Below are 15,276 nucleotides of genomic sequence, written 5' to 3' on the forward strand. Positions count from 1 at the left end.
CTGGGACGTCGGATGCTCAGCGCGTCACTTCAGCGCAGGGGATGCGGCCAGTTCGAGCAATTCTCGCGCATGCGCCTGGGCCGAAGCCGAATCTTCTTGACCAGCTAGCATCCGTGCGAGCTCGTCGACTCGTTGATCACCCTCGAGCCGGACGACAGAGCTGCTGGTTACGGAACCGTTGTCGTCTTTCTGGACATGAAAATGATGGTCCGCAAAGGCAGCAACCTGCGGCAAATGGGTCACCGCCAGCACCTGCGCATGCTCGGACAATCGCGCCAGTCGGCGGCCGACCTCGACCGCGGCCTTGCCGCCAATGCCGGCATCCACCTCATCGAAAACCAAGGTCGGGACGGTCGCCCGGTCGACCAGGACCACTTCGAGCGCGAGCATCAGGCGAGAGAGCTCGCCACCGCTGGCGCCCTTGTTGAGCGGACGGGGCGACATTCCATTGTTGGCCGCAAAACGGAACTCGACATCATCGAGTCCGTGCTCACGCAGCGAATCGTCCGTGCGTGGCGTGACCTCGACGGCAAGAAGCGCATGTTGCATCGATAACGCATGGAGTTCGTCGGTGACCAGATTACCGAGTCGGGAGGCGGCCTCGGTGCGCATCTCGGTCAGGCGCTGGGCAAGCTTCAGGACAACCGCGCCAAGCGTCGACCGCTCTGTCTCGAGCGCCTCGATCTGCGTATCGTCGCTCCCAAGGTCGTTGAGTCGAGCTGCGGCCCGGTGCTGCCAGCTGAGTACATTCGCAAGCTCAGGGCCATACTTTCGCAACAATCCAGTAAGTGCTGCTCGTCGTTCCTGAACGGTCGCAAGACGCGCGGGATCGATATCGATTCCGCTGGCATAACCCGCAAGCTCTCCGCCCACATCGTCCAATAGGACCGAGACCTCCCGCACACGCTCGGCCAGTTCATCAAGTTCTGTGTCATGACCCTGTGCATCGCCAAGCGCGAACAACGCCTCGGCAACACGGGATCGGGCACCGTCGCTGTCACCTTCATTGCCGACGAGGGCCGCATGCGCCCGCTCTGCCGCCACGACGAGCGACTCGGCATGAGCGAGCCGGTTCTCCTCGACGACCAGCCGCTCGTGCTCGTCCGGCTCGGGTTCGACCGCGGCAATCTCATCGAGTCCGAAGGTCAGCAGGTCAAGCTCGCGGGCACGTTCTTGGGCTGTCGTGCGCAGCTCGTCGAGGCGGTGCGCAATGGCCCGCAAGCGGACAAACGCCGGGCTGAATTCGTCCATGACCGCGGTCAACTCGGGGCCCGCAAAGCGGTCGAGTGCAGCCCGCTGCTCGCCAGCGCGTAGCAATCGGTGTTGATCAGATTGACCGTGGATTGCGACAAGTTCGTCGCTCACCCTGGCCAGCAGCGACGCTGGCACGCCCGCACCGCCGGCAAATGCGCGGGATCGGCCCTGTGCCGAGAGATGGCGGGCAATCAAGAGTTCGCCTTCTTCAACGACTCCCCCGGCATCGTTGATCAAATCGGGCAATCCTGAACCGGCGGGGATGTCCACGGAGGCTTCGACTCGCGCTTGAGCCGCACCATGGCGCACCAAACCCGAATCCGCGCGCTCGCCGCGCAGCAATCCAAGTGCGGTCACGACCATTGTCTTGCCTGCCCCGGTCTCACCGGTTATGACCGTGAAGCCGGCGGCAAGGTCGAGCTCTGCTTCCTCGATGACACCAAGCGAGGACAGTCGGATGTGACGCCACATCAGGTGCGGCCGTTCATCCTGAGTTCGGCTGCCCCACGCCACCCGGACACCGGCAGGTCGAACTTACGGACCAGACGATCGGTGAACGGCGCATCTTTTAGGCGAGCCAGATGCACCGGCCGGGCACCGCGGCGCACTTCGACACGTGCCCCAGTCGGCAAATCGGAGGCTCGGCGCCCGTCACACCACAGCACGCCTTTGGCACCGTCGCCGATCACCTCGATCGCAAGTGTCGATTCGGGCGAGACGACAAGCGGCCGCGCAAACAACGCATGCGCGCTAATCGGAACCATGAGGAGTGCTTGAACCTCGGGCCAGACGATCGGCCCGCCAGCGCTGAAGTTGTAGGCCGTAGATCCGGTCGGCGTCGCACATACGACGCCATCGCAGCCCCAACGTGAGAGCGGACGATTGTCGATCTCCACGACGAGTTCGAGCATCCGCTCGCGCTCGGCCTTCTCGACCGAGGCCTCATTGAGCGCCCAGTTAGTTGCCACGATCTCGCCCCCAACGGTCACCTCGACATCAAGCGTGAGTCGCTCTTCAACTCTATAGCTGCGATCCACGACACCGCGTACGACCTCGTGGATGTCCTCCGCGTCGGCTTCAGCAAGGAATCCCACATGACCCAGATTGACCCCGAGCAGTGGGGTGCCGGTCGTATGACAGATCTCGGCGGAACGAAGGATCGTGCCGTCACCGCCGAAAACGACCGCGAGTTCGCATCCGTCGGCGGCATGCTCGGACGGCACCGCTTCAACGCCAGCTAGGCCCGCGGCCGAAAGCGCAGGCTCGTCGACCTGCAGAATGCGCACGTCGATCCCGGATTGGACGATGTCTTGAGCGAATGCAGTGGCGACTTTGGCCGCTTCTTCGCGACCAGAGTGGACGATGACAAGAATTGTTCGGTTCATACCGCTACTAACGGTCCAGCCGCGACGACGGCCGCCGCGGCTTGCTCGTCGGGGGCTTGCGCATCGGTGCGGAGCCAACAGAAGTATTCGACATTGCCGGCGGGGCCAGGCAGCGGGCTGGGCGCCAACGCATGGGTGCCCCAGCCGAGTTGGAATGCCGATCGGCAGACGCGAAGGACCGCATCGGCGTGAAGTGCCGGATCGCGGACCACGCCGTGCTTGCCGAGATTGCCTCGACCCACCTCGAACTGCGGTTTGATCATCAGGACGATGTCGCCTTCCGTCGCGCAGGCACGCGTCAGTGCCGGCACGACCACCGTAAGGGATATGAACGACAGATCCGAGACGACGAGGTCGACCTGACCACCAATGTCGTCAGGCTGCACGGTCCGAACATTCGTACGATCAAACACGTGGACTCGCTCATCACTTTGTAGAGCCCAAACGAGCTGGCCATAACCCACATCGACGGCAACGACTTCCTTGGCACCCTCGCGCAGCAGAACGTCAGTGAATCCACCGGTCGAAGCACCTGCATCGAGACAACGACGGCCCTTGATTTCGAGACCCAGTGGCTTGAACACGTCAAACGCACCGAGAAGTTTGTAGGCACCGCGCGACGCGTAGGTCGGGCCGGCCGATTCCTTCACCACAATTGCCTGGTCAGTAGTGACCCCGGTGGCCGCCTTGCTGGCAACCGCCCCGCCGACCTTGACCAATTTCTGTTCGATGAGGCTGCTCGCATGCTCACGCGAGCGGGCCAATCCCCTCCGCACCAGCTCGGCGTCGAGTCTGAGCCGTCTGGTCATGACTGGGCGCCGGGGTCCTCGACACGTCCGGCGTTTGCGAGCGCATCACGCAGGGCCGTGTGCACCTCGTCGAAGGCCGCCGGATGCTGATCGACTGGAAGCTCTTCGAGGCGATCAAGTGCAGCGACGAGCTGATCGATCTCGGCGGAGTTGCTCGGCTCACTCATATGCCTATTATTCCATCCACCCGTGCCGAAGCACCCGTGCGGTCTCGGTATGTCCACGCCAACTCAACCGCGGCACGGATCCGATCGGCCTCATCGCCAGGACGACCGACGCTGATAGCCGACCCGTCGAGGACAACTTCGGCCGAACCGCAGGTCGCGGACGTTGCCGTGACAGCCACCGGCATATGGGCGACGGTCAAGCCACGAAGATCCGCAGCGATGTAGGAGGGTCGCTGCTGGCCGACCGCGTCAGCCATCCCCTGCAGATCGCTCACCCCGGTCAACACGGCAAGGCTATCGAGGCCGACGTTTCCCGCCCCTTGAATGTCAGTGTCCAGCCGGTCGCCTATGACCAGCGGACGGTTGCCGCCCACACGTTGGGCGGTCTCGTCAAACAGCGCTGCCTCGGGTTTGCCTGCCGCTATTGGTTCTTGTCCGGTGGCTTGGGCAATCAGCCCCACCAGTGCTCCGTTGCCCGGTGCGATGCCCCGTGCCGTCGGCACCGACATGTCTAGGTTGCTGGCGAACCACGGAAGGCCGGAGTTGACCGCGTAGGTGCCTTCGGCAAGCCGCCGCCAAGTAATGTCGGGATCGAAGCCCTGCGCGACGGCCGCAGTGTTGTCGTTGAAGGAATCAACACCGCGCAACCCGCGTTCGGCTAACGCATCATAAAGCCCTTTGCCGCCAACAACGAGAACTTCTGAACCCGCAGGCACCGCATCGGCGATCAAATGCGCCACCGCCTGCGCCGATGTGACGACATCCGCACCGTGAACGTCCGGCATTCCAAGTTCATTGAGGTGGGCCGCAATATCATCGGGATTGCGGGAGGCATTGTTGGTGACATAGGACAGCGCCATGCCCGCTGCCCGCGCCTTTCGCAATGCGTCGGCCGCTCCCGGCACCGCATCGGGGCCGCGATAGACGACCCCGTCAAGATCCAGCATCGCCACGTCGTAACACTCACACAACGGACTGGTCGACTCAGCAAGGATCATGTCGCCGAGCCTAACGAAGCCCAAAACAATACCGATCAACCGCTGGTCTCACCCTTACGCAGCTCATTGATCTCGATCGTCACAAAACTCGCCGGCACGCCACCGACTCGGGTGAAACGACGGCGCAATTGCCCCGTCACTAACACCGGTTGGCCCGGCTGCAATGTTTCGACCTTCCGCCGCAGTTTGGCCGTCCATGCGGCACAGTCGAAGGTATCGACTTTCTGTTTGGACCGACGCAGCGCTGCCGCCGGTCGATCCACGATGATCCGAAAGGTGGCGAGCTGATCGCCACTGGGCAGGGTCTTGATTTCCGCCGACTGCGAAACGCGCCCGGCGACGCTCACATGATTGCTTAGGTCTGTCATGACTCCACCTTGACGGGCGTGCGCTAGCTCGACAGACACGAAATCCCCGCCTGTGGACAAACCACCGGCGGGGATTCAATGTGGAAAACATCAGAGCAACTCGGCTAGCCGCTCTTCTGCATCGGTCATCTTGTCGCCATCGACCGCCACCGTCCGGTGGAACCATTCGATCGCTTCGTCCTTCTGACCGCTGCCGAGCAGCGCGTCCGCATAGGCATAGCGCAACCGCGCCACCCACTCAGCGCGCGACTTGCTGTGCAACGGCTCGGTCTCAAGCAGCCGCACTGCCGCATCGGCCTGGCCCATGTCACGTCGTGCGCCGGCAACGACGATCGACAATTCGATCTGCCCAGCCTCGTCCAACTTGCCGCGCAGGTCCGGCGTATCCATCTTGATCGCTTTATCTGGATGCCCAAGCGCACGCTCGCAGTCGGCCATCATCGGACTGTAGAGAACGTCACCGTTCATCCGTTTGGCCGCGCGGAACTCAGCCAGAGCCTCGCGGAATTTTCCGGCCGCATAGGCCGTCTCGCCACACACCTCGCGGATCATCGGGTTGCGAGTTGCTCGCGCGCGTGCCGCCAACGCGTGTAGGTAGGCAGTTTCTGGATCTTCGTGCATCAGCAGACCTGCCATCACCAGGTGGCGGGCGATCCGATCGACCAACTTGTCGGCAAGACCATGCAGCGAACGCATCGCGTACTTGTCAAGATCCTTCGCCGCGACGTCATCGGGGATCGGGGGACCGTCATAGATCTGCTGCTCAGCGGTACGTTCGGCCGGGTCGCTACTTCGGAATCCACCGTCGCGACGTTCACCATCGGTGGCGCGGCCACGATAGGTGTCGTTACGTTCGGGACGCGCCCCGCGTGCGCCGCGGCGGTCATCACCATCACGGCGACCGCCGCCGGTTGGTTTGCCATCCCGCCGGGACGTACCTGCTCTGTCGTCACGTCTCGGCGCGCCGGAACTCGAATCACGACGCAGTCCATCTGAGCGGCCCTGACCCGCGCCCGGCCGCCCCGAGGAACGGCCTTGACCACTACCTGAACCACTTCGTCCACTACCGCCGCGGGAGTTGTCTCCACCGCGACTGCCGCTTTGCGGCCTACGTCCTTCTGCCATGCTCCGAACCTACCTCGTCCTATTTCCCTACAACTGCAATGCCCGGTAAATGCAACATGGCCGCCCTCGAAAGGGCGGCCATGCGCTAAAAATTGTCCGGCGACGTCCTACTCTCCCACACAGTCCCCCGTGCAGTACCATCGGCGCAGAAGGGCTTAACTTCCGGGTTCGGAATGTAGCCGGGTGTTTCCCCTTCGCTATGGTCGCCGAAACTCTATTGAGATTTCAAAAACCTTGGAGAACGGCTGCGCAATGCGCAATCGATCTTCGCGGTTCCCGATCATATCTCGGGAACCTCACAGTGGACGCGGTCAAACTTTGTAAGAAACAAGCCCTCGGCCTATTAGTACCAGTCGGCTCAATGCATTGCTGCACTTACACCTCTGGCCTATCAACCCAGTGGTCTGCTGGGGGCCTTACCCGGTAAACCGGTGGGAAACCTCATCTTGAAACATGCTTCCCGCTTAGATGCTTTCAGCGGTTATCACTTCCGAACGTAGCTAACCAGCAGTGCTCCTGGCGGAACAACTGGCACACCAGAGGTTCGTCCAACCCGGTCCTCTCGTACTAGGGTCAGCTTTTCTCAAGTTTCCTACGCGCGCGGCGGATAGGGACCGAACTGTCTCACGACGTTCTAAACCCAGCTCGCGTGCCGCTTTAATGGGCGAACAGCCCAACCCTTGGGACCTGCTACGGCCCCAGGATGCGACGAGCCGACATCGAGGTGCCAAACCATCCCGTCGATATGGACTCTTGGGGAAGATCAGCCTGTTATCCCCGGGGTACCTTTTATCCGTTGAGCGACGCCGCTTCCACTTGCCAGCGTCGGATCACTAGTCCCGACTTTCGTCCCTGCTCCAGCTGTCGCTGTCACAGTCAAGCTCCCTTGTGCACTTACACTCGAAACCTGATTGCCAACCAGGCTGAGGGAACCTTTGGGCGCCTCCGTTACATTTTAGGAGGCAACCGCCCCAGTTAAACTACCCATCAGGCACTGTCCCTGATCCAGATAATGGACCTAGGTTAGATATCTAGTACAGCCAGAGTGGTATTTCAACGATGACTCCACAAGAACTGGCGTCCCTGCTTCAAAGTCTCCCACCTATCCTACACAAACTGAACCAAACACCAATACCAAACTATAGTAAAGGTCCCGGGGTCTTTCCGTCCTGCCGCGCGTAACGAGCATCTTTACTCGTAGTGCAATTTCGCCGAGTCCATGGTTGAGACAGCGCCCAAGTCGTTACTCCATTCGTGCAGGTCGGAACTTACCCGACAAGGAATTTCGCTACCTTAGGATGGTTATAGTTACCACCGCCGTTTACTGGGGCTTAAGTTCTCCGCTTCGCTATTGCTAGCTAACAGGTCCCCTTAACCTTCCAGCACCGGGCAGGAGTCAGTCCGTATACATCGTCTTACGACTTAGCACGGACCTGTGTTTTTAGTAAACAGTCGCTTGGGCCTGGTCTCTGCGGCCTTCAATGCTTCTCGGAGCAAGTCCGATAACACGTCCGGCCCCCCTTCTCCCGAAGTTACGGGGGCATTTTGCCGAGTTCCTTAACCATGGTTCACTCGATCACCTTAGTATTCTCTACCTGACCACCTGAGTCGGTTTGGGGTACGGGCGGCTCTGAGACTCGCTAGATGCTTTTCTCGACAGCATAGGATCACTCACTTCGACTAAACGTCTCGGCATAAGTTCTCAGGCATGTGAATGACGGATTTGCCTATCATTCGCCCTACGACTTTACCCGCGGACTACCATCGCCGCGGATGAGCTACCTTCCTGCGTCACACCATCGCTTGTCTACTACTAGTTTGGGTCATGCGCTCCGCCGACATCGCTCCGAAGAGTCCCGCCAGCTTTGGGCACTTAGCATCACTAGGTTCGACATGGTCGTTTCAGTGCCGGTACGGGAATATCAACCCGTTGTCCATCGACTACGCCTGTCGGCCTCGCCTTAGGTCCCGACTTACCCAGGGAAGATTAGCTTGACCCTGGAAACCTTGGTCATTCGGTGGAGGAGTTTCTCACTCCTCATTCGCTACTCATGCCTGCATTCTCACTCGTGTGGCGTCCACGGCTGGTTTACACCGCCGCTTCGCTCGCCACACGACGCTCCCCTACCGATCCATACACCTGGACCCTAAGGCCAGGTACACATATGAATCCCATAGCTTCGGTGGATAACTTGAGCCCCGCTAAATTGTCGGCGCGGAATTACTTGACCAGTGAGCTATTACGCACTCTTTCAAGGGTGGCTGCTTCTAAGCCAACCTCCTGGTTGTCTCTGCGACTCCACATCCTTTTCCACTTAGTTATCGCTTTGGGACCTTAGCTGATGGTCTGGGCTGTTTCCCTCTCGACAATGGAGCTTATCCCCCACTGTCTCACTGCTGCGCTCTCACTTACCGGCATTCGGAGTTTGGTTGGGTTCAGTAAGCTGGTAAGCCCCCTAGCCCATCCAGTGCTCTACCTCCGGCAAGAAACACGCAACGCTGCACCTAAATGCATTTCGGGGAGAACCAGCTATCACGGAGTTTGATTGGCCTTTCACCCCTATCCACAGCTCATCCCCCCAGTTTTTAACCTAGGTGGGTTCGGTCCTCCACGCGGTCTTACCCGCGCTTCAACCTGGCCATGGATAGATCACTCCGCTTCGGGTCTAGAACATGCAACTCAATCGCCCTATTCAGACTCGCTTTCGCTACGGATTCCCCTCTCGGGTTAACCTCGCTACATATCGCTAACTCGCAGGCTCATTCTTCAAAAGGCACGCTGTCACAATCCACAAGGGATCGCTCCAACGGCTTGTATGCACATGGTTTCAGGTACTATTTCACTCCCCTCCCGGGGTACTTTTCACCTTTCCCTCACGGTACTTGTCCGCTATCGGTCATCGAGGAGTATTTAGGCTTAACGGGTGGTCCCGCTAGATTCACACCGAATTTCAGGGGTTCGGTGTTACTCGGGGTAACGCAAAAGAGTCAGTGCCTTACGTTTACGGGGGTCTCACCCTCTACGCCTGGACTTTCCAGTCCGATTCAACTTCAACACTGATTTGTAACTCTTCGTTCTTTAGGCAGAAAGAACTATGCGGCCCCACGACCCCGTCTGGACAACGCCTGCCGGCTATCACATCCAAACGGTTTAGCCTGTTCCGGTTTCGCTCGCCACTACTACCGGAATCACTTTTGTTTTCTCTTCCTGTGGGTACTGAGATGTTTCACTTCCCCACGTTCCCTCCAAACGCCCTATGTGTTCAGGCGCAGGTAACTGGACTTAACTCCAGCTGGGTTTCCCCATTCGGACATCCCCGGATCACAGCTTGGTTGTCAACTTCCCGGGGCTTTTCGCAGACTCCAACGTCCTTCATCGGCTCTCGATGCCAAGGCATCCACCATGTGCACTTAGTAGCTTGTTGTTACTACAAAGATGCTCGCGTCCACTGTGAAGTTCTCAAAATACGATCGGTCCCGTAAAAGATTCCCACGCTTGCCCAAATTGCTCCGGGTAGTTCGCGGGGATTTACGGTCCGAGGGTTCAACTCTAACGAGCTGATCCCTCAGGACCCAACAGTGTGCCTGATTCGCTGATGATTTCCAAGAAGAGGTTCCGCACTCGACGCATTCACAAGGAACGCGTTTTGTTGTACTAACTTCTCGTGGCCACCAGCAAGCCAAATAGTCGACGATCCACTAGTGAGCTGAGCTGCATACGAACATTCGTCGTATAAACAGACTCAAATGGACAACCAAGCTTGCGCCGGCTGCCAGTTGCTCCTTAGAAAGGAGGTGATCCAGCCGCACCTTCCGGTACGGCTACCTTGTTACGACTTCGTCCCAATCGCCAGCCCCACCTTCGACAGCTCCCCCCCTTGCGGGTTGGGCCACTGGCTTCGGGTGTTGCCGACTTTCATGACGTGACGGGCGGTGTGTACAAGGCCCGGGAACGTATTCACCGCAGCGTTGCTGATCTGCGATTACTAGCGACTCCGACTTCATGGGGTCGAGTTGCAGACCCCAATCCGAACTGAGACCGGCTTTTTGGGATTCGCTCCACCTTGCGGTATCGCAGCCCTTTGTACCGGCCATTGTAGCATGCTTGAAGCCCTGGACATAAGGGGCATGATGATTTGACGTCATCCCCACCTTCCTCCGAGTTGACCCCGGCAGTCTCCTATGAGTCCCCACCATTACGTGCTGGCAACATAGGACGAGGGTTGCGCTCGTTGCGGGACTTAACCCAACATCTCACGACACGAGCTGACGACAACCATGCACCACCTGTATACCGACTAAAAGGGGCCGTATCTCTACGGCTTTCCGGCATATGTCAAACCCAGGTAAGGTTCTTCGCGTTGCATCGAATTAATCAGCATGCTCCGCCGCTTGTGCGGGCCCCCGTCAATTCCTTTGAGTTTTAGCCTTGCGGCCGTACTCCCCAGGCGGGGCGCTTAATGCGTTAGCTGCGGCACGGAGACCGTGGAAGGTCCCCACACCTAGCGCCCAACGTTTACGGCATGGACTACCAGGGTATCTAATCCTGTTCGCTCCCCATGCTTTCGCTCCTCAGCGTCAGGTAATTCCCAGAGAACCGCCTTCGCCACCGGTGTTCCTCCTGATATCTGCGCATTCCACCGCTACACCAGGAATTCCGTTCTCCCCTGAATACCTCTAGTCTGCCCGTATCGAAAGCACGCTCAGGGTTGAGCCCTGAGTTTTCACTCCCGACGTGACAAACCGCCTACGAGCCCTTTACGCCCAATAATTCCGGACAACGCTCGGACCCTACGTATTACCGCGGCTGCTGGCACGTAGTTGGCCGGTCCTTCTTCTGCGGGTACCGTCACTTTCGCTTCGTCCCCGCTGAAAGAGGTTTACAACCCGAAGGCCGTCATCCCTCACGCGGCGTTGCTGGATCAGGCTTTCGCCCATTGTCCAATATTCCCCACTGCTGCCTCCCGTAGGAGTCTGGGCCGTGTCTCAGTCCCAGTGTGGCCGGTCACCCTCTCAGGCCGGCTACCCGTCATCGCCTTGGTGAGCTATTACCTCACCAACAAGCTGATAGGCCGCGAACTCATCCTTCTCCGCCGGAGCTTTCCACAACAGATCATGCGATCCGTTGTCATATTCGGTATTAGCCATCGTTTCCAATGGTTATTCCGATGAGAAGGGCAGATTGTTCACGTGTTACTCACCCGTTCGCCGCTCGTGTACTCCCGAAGGAGCCTTACCGCTCGACTTGCATGTGTTAAGCACGCCGCCAGCGTTCGTCCTGAGCCAGGATCAAACTCTCCGTTGAAAATTTCAGAAGACACGCCGACCGAGGTCGGTGCACTTCCTCAACGTTGTTTGTAACCTGACAAATTAGTTGCTGACAAATAAATTGTCCGTTATTTCCATCAATAAGGTGCCAGCCTAAGCTGACATCGCTATCGACGGGGTTATTACTGATTATTCTCGTCGACTTTTGGCACACTGTTGAGTTCTCAAGGATCAGACGCACATCTCGGCTCCAACCTTACGGTTTCGGCCTTGAGGCAACTCGTCTAACTTACACTGTCCGCGTCGCCGGCGTCAAGCCGGGGTTCGCTTCCTGTGTTCCTCGTCCTTGCCGGCTTGTTCAGGGCGCACGAAGCCCCCTGGCGTTAGCCGATTTGGTTGAGGTAGCTGCTTGATCCGGACACCCGATCTCTCGATCTTGCGTCCCGCCGTTTCAAGCAGCGGTTCTAACCTACACCGTGTATTTCCGCCGGTCAAACCGGGGTCTTACTCGGTGCCACCCTCGTTATCAGCTACTGTTTCTGGAGCTTTGCTGCCAAGAAACAGGCGTTTCGGTTGGGGTGTTTGCTCAGTTCGAGTGCCCGGCTTTTCGGCCTTGCGCTCCGTCGTGCTGAGCAACAAGAAGAACATTACTGAGCGGCTGCCATCAGGTCAAATCGAGATTGTGTGGCGCCGCTCACACGACACGAAATGACCGAGATTCCGGCCTATTTCAGGATTGAAATGCCCGACACGCTGCGCTTGCCTTTGCGGAGTACCGCCCACCTGCCATGGACTAGCAGATCATCGGTCAAAAGCGTGTCAGGGTCGACTATCCGCGTGTTGTTGACATAGGCGCCGCCGTCGGCGATTGCGCGCCGTGCCGCCGACTTGCTGTCGACCAGTCCGGTCGCAACAAATGCATCCACAACATTGGGCCTAGCGGTCGCCGCAAACTCGATCACGCCGGCTTCACCCAATGCGGCGCTGAGCGTCGACTCAGGTAGCTCAGCGAGTTCGCCCCGTCCGAACAGCGCCCCAGCAGCGAGTTCCGCACCTGTGGTCTCCTGAGCCCCGTGTACGAGGGTTGTGAGTTCGGCAGCTAGTCGCCGCTGCGCAGCACGAGCACCCGGCCGTTCGGCGTGTTCGACCATGAGCGCATCGATCTCCTCGACCGGCACGAAGGTGAACTGTTTGAGGTACTCCCCCACTTTTGCGTCCTCGGCCTGGATCCAGGACTGATAGAACGCGTACGGGCTGGTGCGGTCGGGGTCGAGCCAGACCGTTCCTGCCTCGGTCTTGCCGAACTTGGTCCCGTCAGATTTGGTGATCAACGGGGTTGCGAGGGCGTGCACCCGCTTGCCGTCGGCACGGCGGATAAGTTCGACCCCCGCAGTGATGTTGCCCCACTGATCGCTGCCGCCGGTTTGCAAGACACAGCCATACCGGCGATTGAGTTCGAGGTAGTCCATCGACTGCAGGAGAACATAACTGAATTCGGTGTAGCTGATGCCGCTCTCCAGCCGGCTGCTCACGACATCACGCGCCAGCATGCGGTTGATCGGGAAATGCTTGCCAATGTCGCGCAAGAAATCGATCGTGTTGACCTTCTCGGTCCAGTCCAAATTATTGACGATAGTGGCAGCGTTGGGCCCATCAAAGTCCACGAAGGCAGAGACCTGTCCCCGAATCCGGTCAACCCACTCGCCAACTGTCGCCTTCGTGTTCATGATCCGCTCGCCGGCTTCCTTCGGATCACCGATCAGGCCGGTCGAGCCACCCACTAAGATCAGCGGCTTGTGGCCAGCAAGTTGGAGTCTTCGTGCGGTCAACAGCTGGAGCAGGTTGCCGATGTGCAGGCTTGGAGCGGTCGGATCGAAGCCGACGTAGTACGTAATCGGCCCCGCCACCATCTCGGCGCGGAGCGCCTCCGGATCGGTCGAATGCGCGATCAGTCCGCGCGCGGCGAGGTCATCGAGTACGTGTGTCACTTCAACTCCAGGTCGGTTGATGAATCTGAAATCATTCTCGCGTATGTGCGCATCACAGGGGCCACCGGATTGCTTCGCCGGGACGACCAGCATCACTGCGCCGCCACGGAATAGCCTGACCGCCGCGAGGGTTGGAACCGATATGAGCAATCCCATCAAGGTAGACATCTGGTCCGACATCGCATGTCCTTGGTGCTTTATCGGCAAACGCAGATTCGAGTCTGCCGTGGCCGCCTTCGATGACGACGAACACTCGGTCGAGGTCGAATTTCACAGTTATGAGCTCTCCCCCGACACGCCGGTCGACTTCGAAGGCAGTGGAGTCGACTTTCTGGTCAAACACAAGCACATGCCTGCCGAGCAGGTCACCGAAATGTTGGCGCACGTTGGCACGGTTGCTGCGGAGGTTGGACTGACCTACGACTTTGATGCAATCCAGCACACCAACACGATCAAGGCCCATCAGTTGCTCCATTTCGCCAAAGCACAGGGCAAACAGATCGAGATGAAAGAACGGCTGTTAGCAGCCTTCTTTGAGGAAGGCCGCCATGTCGGACATGTTGCCGACCTCGCGGACCTCGCTGCCGATGTGGGCCTCGATCGCGCCGCAGTCATCATTTCGCTCGAGGCCGACGAATACCTATCGGCCGTCGCTGCCGACAAGGAACAGGCCCTCGCTTACGGCATCAATGGAGTGCCATTCTTCGTCATCGACGGCAAATATGGCATCTCGGGTGCGCAAGAATCGGCAACTTTCCAACAAGCCCTGACCGAAGCTTGGGAAGCGCGCTCATGAAGCCGCAAGCAAAACTGATCACGGTCGGCGACAGCTCAGCCCCGGTATGCGAGGACGGTGTCTGTGCGCTGCCCGATGACAGCGTAGATTCGACCGATGAACGTGCCGGAGATCACTGAACCAGTCGACTTGTGCGCGGCCGACGGCCGGCTGAACCGCGATGCGGTCGGCTTCGCCCGCACTCCCCTGTTGCGGACCAACCTGCGCGGTTGGGGCCGCAACAAACGCTGGGATTACTGGGGCGTCGTGTCACCGCGCTTCGTCATCGGTATGACGATCGCCGGTCTCGACTACGCGCACCTAACCCAGCTCTACATCTTTGATCGAGAAGAACAACGCGAGTACGTTGCCGATTCGACAACGCTCGGTCCGGGCGACATTCTGCTCCCCGACACATTGCCCCCGGTCCTCGTCATGGCGGAAAATCGCAAGGCCACCTTTCGTTTTCTCGACGAGCGTGACTGCACCATCATCAAGGTCGAAGCCAAGGGTCTGAGCGTCGTTCTGCAGGTCGAGCGCGGCGGTGACGGCCTCGGGGTCGTGGTGCCGTGGAGTGATCGCCGGTTCCAGTACACGCTCAAGGAAGTTGCCCTCCCGGCTTCGGGATCGCTGACGATCAATGGTGTGGAGCATTCACTGGGTGGGCCCGAAACTTTCGCCGTCCTCGATCGCGGACGCGGCAAGTGGCCATACTCCGTGCGTTGGAATTGGGCTGCCGGCGCGGGGAACTCGAATGGTCACCGGCTCGGCCTGCAGCTGGGCGGGAAATGGACCGATGGTACCGGCGTGACCGAGAACGGTTTGTTCGTGGACGGCCAACTCAGTTATTGGTGCGATGATCTCGTGTGGTCCTACGACCTGCGCGATGCGGCGGCACCGTGGCACGTGCACGGCGAAAAGGTCGACGCCATGCTGATGCCATTCCACCGCCGACGCGCGGCGAGCAATCTGGGTGTCATTGCCGCGAGGACATTCCAGGCTTTCGGCACGTGGAGTGGCTCGGCGATCGACGATGCTGGCACGACCCACTCGCTCGATGGCCTCACTGGCTGGGCGGAAGAGGCCAAGAACCGCTGGTGATCGGCAGCTAGGGCCGAGCGAGCGGTTGCGGCGGTACA

The 15,276-nt window shown here is 59.3% G+C and carries 11 protein-coding genes and 3 rRNA genes; 3 read left to right on the top strand and 11 right to left on the bottom strand.

Annotation, left to right across the window (positions count from 1 at the left end; translation table 11 throughout):
* Window positions 1-24 precede the first annotated feature (24 nt).
* The 11 genes from recN to tyrS form a co-directional block, all read right to left on the bottom strand.
* Complete coding sequence (gene recN, locus AC2YB9_RS10365; protein ID WP_487265268.1) at window positions 25-1,725, bottom strand: DNA repair protein RecN; 1,701 nt, start codon at window positions 1,723-1,725, stop codon at window positions 25-27.
* Window positions 1,725-2,639 (bottom strand): NAD kinase, encoded by a 915-nt coding sequence (locus AC2YB9_RS10370; protein ID WP_487265269.1) that lies wholly within the window; start codon window positions 2,637-2,639, stop codon window positions 1,725-1,727. Before AC2YB9_RS10370 ends, recN begins: the two co-directional genes overlap by 1 nt.
* On the bottom strand, window positions 2,636-3,448 hold the full coding sequence (locus tag AC2YB9_RS10375; protein WP_487265270.1) for a TlyA family RNA methyltransferase: 813 nt from the start codon (window positions 3,446-3,448) through the stop codon (window positions 2,636-2,638). Before AC2YB9_RS10375 ends, AC2YB9_RS10370 begins: the two co-directional genes overlap by 4 nt.
* Window positions 3,445-3,615 carry a hypothetical protein gene (locus AC2YB9_RS10380; RefSeq protein ID WP_487265271.1) on the bottom strand — a complete coding sequence of 57 codons (171 nt, stop codon included), beginning with the start codon at window positions 3,613-3,615 and terminating at the stop codon, window positions 3,445-3,447. Before AC2YB9_RS10380 ends, AC2YB9_RS10375 begins: the two co-directional genes overlap by 4 nt.
* Entirely contained in the window at window positions 3,612-4,613 is a 1,002-nt protein-coding gene (locus tag AC2YB9_RS10385) for an HAD-IIA family hydrolase (RefSeq protein ID WP_487265272.1), read from the bottom strand. The genes AC2YB9_RS10380 and AC2YB9_RS10385 overlap by 4 nt, the downstream gene beginning before the upstream one ends.
* A 35-nt stretch (window positions 4,614-4,648) precedes the next feature.
* A complete protein-coding gene (locus tag AC2YB9_RS10390) occupies window positions 4,649-4,981 on the bottom strand; it encodes a single-stranded DNA-binding protein (RefSeq protein ID WP_487265273.1) in 333 nt (110 codons plus the stop codon).
* Between the two features lie 90 nt (window positions 4,982-5,071).
* Window positions 5,072-6,106, bottom strand: coding sequence for a tetratricopeptide repeat protein (locus tag AC2YB9_RS10395; RefSeq protein WP_487265274.1), 1,035 nt, complete (start codon window positions 6,104-6,106; stop codon window positions 5,072-5,074).
* A gap of 94 nt (window positions 6,107-6,200) precedes the next feature.
* Window positions 6,201-6,317: ribosomal RNA gene (gene rrf / locus AC2YB9_RS10400) — 5S ribosomal RNA — on the bottom strand.
* Window positions 6,318-6,429: 112 nt separating this feature from the next.
* Window positions 6,430-9,531: ribosomal RNA gene (locus AC2YB9_RS10405) — 23S ribosomal RNA — on the bottom strand.
* Between the two features lie 363 nt (window positions 9,532-9,894).
* Window positions 9,895-11,411 (bottom strand): 16S ribosomal RNA (locus tag AC2YB9_RS10410).
* Together the 16S, 23S and 5S rRNA genes form the textbook arrangement of a ribosomal RNA operon.
* Before the next feature lie 688 nt (window positions 11,412-12,099).
* Window positions 12,100-13,362, bottom strand: a complete 1,263-nt coding sequence (gene tyrS / locus AC2YB9_RS10415; protein ID WP_487268598.1) for a tyrosine--tRNA ligase — start codon at window positions 13,360-13,362, stop codon at window positions 12,100-12,102.
* Window positions 13,363-13,504: 142 nt separating this feature from the next.
* Here tyrS and AC2YB9_RS10420 point away from each other — a divergent pair, with 142 nt between their 5' ends.
* Genes AC2YB9_RS10420 through AC2YB9_RS10430 form a run of 3 tightly spaced genes read left to right on the top strand, consistent with a single transcriptional unit; the run spans window position 13,505 to window position 15,238 of the window.
* Window positions 13,505-14,158 (top strand): DsbA family oxidoreductase, encoded by a 654-nt coding sequence (locus tag AC2YB9_RS10420; protein ID WP_487265275.1) that lies wholly within the window; start codon window positions 13,505-13,507, stop codon window positions 14,156-14,158.
* Complete coding sequence (locus AC2YB9_RS10425; protein ID WP_487265276.1) at window positions 14,155-14,277, top strand: hypothetical protein; 123 nt, start codon at window positions 14,155-14,157, stop codon at window positions 14,275-14,277. The genes AC2YB9_RS10420 and AC2YB9_RS10425 overlap by 4 nt, the downstream gene beginning before the upstream one ends.
* Complete coding sequence (locus AC2YB9_RS10430; protein ID WP_487265277.1) at window positions 14,255-15,238, top strand: DUF2804 domain-containing protein; 984 nt, start codon at window positions 14,255-14,257, stop codon at window positions 15,236-15,238. The genes AC2YB9_RS10425 and AC2YB9_RS10430 overlap by 23 nt, the downstream gene beginning before the upstream one ends.
* The last annotated feature ends 38 nt before the right edge of the window (window positions 15,239-15,276 follow it).

This window comes from Aeromicrobium changchenzhani, assembly GCF_057586615.1.

Bases quoted from the DNA above. Each gene is read 5' to 3' on its own strand.
- recN (WP_487265268.1), bottom strand. From the start codon at position 1,725: ATGTGGCGTCACATCCGACTGTCCTCGCTTGGTGTCATCGAGGAAGCA.
- AC2YB9_RS10370 (WP_487265269.1), bottom strand. From the start codon at position 2,639: ATGAACCGAACAATTCTTGTCATCGTCCACTCTGGTCGCGAAGAAGCG.
- AC2YB9_RS10375 (WP_487265270.1), bottom strand. From the start codon at position 3,448: ATGACCAGACGGCTCAGACTCGACGCCGAGCTGGTGCGGAGGGGATTG.
- AC2YB9_RS10380 (WP_487265271.1), bottom strand. From the start codon at position 3,615: ATGAGTGAGCCGAGCAACTCCGCCGAGATCGATCAGCTCGTCGCTGCA.
- AC2YB9_RS10385 (WP_487265272.1), bottom strand. From the start codon at position 4,613: ATGATCCTTGCTGAGTCGACCAGTCCGTTGTGTGAGTGTTACGACGTG.
- AC2YB9_RS10390 (WP_487265273.1), bottom strand. From the start codon at position 4,981: ATGACAGACCTAAGCAATCATGTGAGCGTCGCCGGGCGCGTTTCGCAG.
- AC2YB9_RS10395 (WP_487265274.1), bottom strand. From the start codon at position 6,106: ATGGCAGAAGGACGTAGGCCGCAAAGCGGCAGTCGCGGTGGAGACAAC.
- AC2YB9_RS10420 (WP_487265275.1), top strand. From the start codon at position 13,505: ATGAGCAATCCCATCAAGGTAGACATCTGGTCCGACATCGCATGTCCT.
- AC2YB9_RS10425 (WP_487265276.1), top strand. From the start codon at position 14,155: ATGAAGCCGCAAGCAAAACTGATCACGGTCGGCGACAGCTCAGCCCCG.
- AC2YB9_RS10430 (WP_487265277.1), top strand. From the start codon at position 14,255: ATGAACGTGCCGGAGATCACTGAACCAGTCGACTTGTGCGCGGCCGAC.